At 66.1% G+C, this 3,089-nt stretch carries 3 protein-coding genes; 1 reads left to right on the forward strand and 2 read right to left on the reverse strand.

The genetic code is table 11. The features are described from left to right. Positions 1 to 258: 258 nt before the first annotated feature. Complete coding sequence (locus ACT3TZ_RS14940) at positions 259 to 1,584, forward strand: ISL3 family transposase (RefSeq protein ID WP_444584207.1); 1,326 nt, start codon at positions 259 to 261, stop codon at positions 1,582 to 1,584. A 142-nt stretch (positions 1,585 to 1,726) separates the two neighbouring features. Here the strand turns inward: ACT3TZ_RS14940 and ACT3TZ_RS14945 are convergent, their stop codons facing one another. Next, positions 1,727 to 2,428, reverse strand: a complete 702-nt coding sequence (locus tag ACT3TZ_RS14945) for a potassium channel family protein (RefSeq protein WP_444584208.1) — start codon at positions 2,426 to 2,428, stop codon at positions 1,727 to 1,729. Then, positions 2,421 to 3,089, reverse strand: a 669-nt coding sequence (locus ACT3TZ_RS14950) for a potassium transporter TrkG (RefSeq protein ID WP_444584209.1), incomplete at its 5' end; no start/stop codon positions are given. The genes ACT3TZ_RS14950 and ACT3TZ_RS14945, both read right to left, overlap by 8 nt.

The raw sequence follows: 3,089 nt of genomic DNA on the forward strand, positions 1-3,089 counted from the left end.
CATCTCCCCAGTATGTCCGAGCGGGCCGAGCCATAGATTGTGGCGGCCTCAACCGACGTCCTTCGTGACACGGAATGACTGTCCTCTTGGGGTATACCCAGTGCGACAGATGTGTCGCAGAAGTGCCGATCCGGACCCTATTGGGGCTCTTCAGAGTTGAGTGTGGGCGCGCCGGTGATGCGGGGTAGCTGGGGATAGACGTCGAGGTCCCCGATGATGAGCGGACTCTTACCTCTGCTCGCACCAAGGACCTCGACGATGCCCAACCATAGTTGCGTATGCCCTGACGCGCTTGATCGCTGCGTCCGATGCGACGTTCTCCTGGACTTCCCTGGCCTTCATCTGGTGGCCGTCTCGAAGGCCCGAGTCGGACTGTTGCTTGAGGTTGAGTCCTGCGATCCGGTCACGGGATGCCCTGGCTGCGGTGTCATCGCGACTGGTCACGGTCGAGTGGTGGTCGAGATGATCGACGCGCCATGGGCCGGCCGACCGGTGCGGATTCGGTGGCGCAAGCGCCGCTGGATCTGCCTCGAGAGCGTTTGCGCGGTGACGACCTTCGTCGAGCAGGACCCGGAGGTCTGTGCACCGCGTGGCCTGCTGAGCACGCGCGCGATCCGCTGGGCGATCGGCCAACTCCGGCGCGAGGGAGCGACGATCCAGGGCCTGGCCCGCCAGCTCGGCACGACCTGGAACACGCTCTGGTCCCAGGTCCAACCCGTCCTGATCGAGGCCGCGAACGACCCGTCCCGGTTCGAGGGCGTTCAGGTCCTGGGCGTGGACGAACACATCTGGCACCACCGGGACCCGCGCCGGCGCGGACCGAAGGAGCTCACCGGGATGGTCGACCTGACCCGCGGACCCCACCCCACCGCCAGACTCCTCGACCTCGTCCCCGGCCGATCCGGCAAGGCCTACCGAGACTGGCTCGACGAGCGCGGCGACGAGTTCCGCAAGCGGGTCGCGATCGCGACGCTGGACCCGTTCCAGGGATACAAGAACGCGATCGATGACCAACTCGAGGACGCCACCTGCGTGCTGGACGCCTTCCACATCGTCAAGCTCGGCGGGGCTGCAGTCGATGACGTCCGCCGCCGGATCCAGCAGGATACCCTCGGCCACCGAGGCCGCAAGGGCGACCCCCTCTACGGGATCCGTCATGTTCTCCGCGCCGGACGGGAACGCCTCACGCCGCGCCAGCAGACACGTCTGGCCAGCGCATTCGCGGCCCACCCCGATCACGTCGCAGTCGAGGTCGCCTACCACTGCGCCCAGGACCTCCGAGACGTGTTCCACCAGCCCACGCCCGCCCAGGGACGCCGCCTCGCCGAGCAGCTGATCGCTGCGCTGCCGTCCTGCCCGATCCCCGAGATCGCCAGGCTCGGGAAGACCCTACGCCGCTGGCGGACAGCGTTCCTTGCCTACTTCGACACCGCTGGCGCGAGCAACGGCGGCACAGAGGCCATCAACGGGATCATCGAACTCGGCCGCCGCATCGCCCGCGGCTTCCGCAACTTCGAACACTATCGCCTCCGAATGCTCCTCATCACCGGAGGCCTCGACGCCTCACCCCACACTCAACTCTGAAGAGCCCCTATTGGCAACCGCACCAGTCCCACTCCTCCCGATGCAGAGGCGCAAGGGGGCGCCCTGCAGAAGCACTTCACCGCGTCCGGCCTCAGCTCCGGCATCTAGCCGCGCCGAGAATGCACGTAGTGGCAACCGGGAACTACGCGGACGGCCGGCTGAAACGTTCCGCCTGTCGGGTGGGCCCGGTGACCAGGATGATGTCTCCGGCCTGCAGCACGGTGTCGGCAGCGGCGGCCTGCCACGCCCCGCCCTGGTGCTTGACGGCGCTCACGGTGACGCCATGCTTGCGTCGGATATTGCTGTCGCCGAGCCGCATCCCCGCGTAGTGAGGGTTCACCTCCGTCTTCACCATCGCGAAATCGGTGTCAATCTCGATGAAATCCTGCATGCTGCCGCGCACGATGTGCGCGAGACGACGACCCATGTCCTTCTCGGGATACACGACGTGCGGAACTCCGAGCTGCTCGAGGATGAGGCCATGCGGGTCGCTGACAGCCTTCGCCCAGATATGCGCAATTGAGAACCGCAAGAGCAGTGACGTGACCAAGATGCTGGACTGGATGTCGTTGCCGATCGCGACGACCACGCGATCGAACTCCGGAATCGACAGCTGGCGCAGCACCTGCTCGTCAGTGGCATCTGCGGCCACGACGTGGGTCAGCTTCCCGTTGAGGGACTGGACGACGTGCTCACGCGAGTCGATGCCGAGCACTTCGGTACCGTTGTCCATGAGCTCCAGTGCAAGAGACTGCCCGAAGCGGCCCAGGCCGATGACCGCCACCGCGTTCGCGGACGCGACACTTCCCGGATCGGTGCTGCGGAAGAGTCGGTGCTTAGCCAATGATCGGCCTTTCCTTAGGGAGGTCATAGAGGATCTGTCGCGGCCTCAGGGCGAGAGCCGCGGCGGCGGTGATCGGGCCCAGCCGGCCAATGAACATCAGCGCGATGAGCACGAGCTGCGCGCCAGCGGGTAGATCGGCAGTGATGCCGGTGGACAGCCCCACGGTGGCGAACGCGGAGACCACCTCGAACAAGATCTCGTCGAGCGAGAAATCGGTGAGGACCATCAGCAGGAGCGTGGAGGCAGCAACAAGACCGACGGCCAGGACGATGACGGTGATGGCCTGTCGGTGCACGGCGCGAGAGAGACGCTTGCCGAACACCGTCACGGCGCCCGCGCCCCGCAGCTCGGCCAGCATGAGGAAGAACAGGACCGCGAAGGTGGTGACCTTGATGCCGCCGGCGGTGCCGGCCGGTCCGCCCCCGATGAACATCAACAGGTCCATGCCCAGCCACGTCGCCGGATCCATCGCGCCTGTGTCGATGGTGTTGAACCCGGCCGTCCTGGTCTGGGCGGACATGGTGAACCCGTTGAGGATCCGCAGAGGCGGCGACATACCGCCGAGGGTCTCCGGGTTGTTCCACTCCAGGGCAGTGATGTAGAGCGTGCCGAGCACGAGCAGTAACGGAGTCGCGGCCACGACGATCCGAGTGTTCATCGA

The organism is Brachybacterium sp. AOP25-B2-12 (assembly GCF_052378625.1).
GTDB lineage: Bacteria > Actinomycetota > Actinomycetes > Actinomycetales > Dermabacteraceae > Brachybacterium.